The following is a 376-nucleotide window of genomic DNA, read 5'->3' as shown; positions in this document are numbered from 1 at the left end:
CGCATATCGGCAAAACAATAAGCTCAAGCTTTATTTTGAACGGCCAACTGATAACTCGGTAATGCTGTTTAACTTCAGGAATATCATTCCGGATAGTTACAAGCATGACCTTACCTTTGGCGTGATGGATGACTACGATGGACTGATCTATGAATACACGGATCCGACCGACGATAGTCGTATCAATATCTATTTGCCAGACAAAGGAGCAAAGAACCCGAAAGAAGTGAAATCCGTTGGGGTACGAAACAAGTGGCAAGCTCATTTTAATGCGTACCGGATCTGGAACAAGCTTCGGTTTCAACGTAAATCCATCACCTTTGATGCGGCGCCTGAGTCTGAATTGCTTGTGCTACGTGACCGTATTGCTGTAGCA

1 pseudogene is annotated in these 376 nt (G+C 44.4%); it reads left to right on the top strand.

Annotation, left to right across the window (positions count from 1 at the left end):
* Positions 1-376: pseudogene (locus R5R67_RS19610) on the top strand (phage tail protein); the annotation flags it as partial.

The sequence above is a fragment of the Acinetobacter sp. OYA S30 genome (assembly GCF_033599315.1).
In the GTDB taxonomy this organism is placed as follows: domain Bacteria; phylum Pseudomonadota; class Gammaproteobacteria; order Pseudomonadales; family Moraxellaceae; genus Acinetobacter; species Acinetobacter baumannii.
Note: the sequence above shows the minus strand (reverse complement) of the source record. Positions and strands in the feature narration are given on the sequence as shown.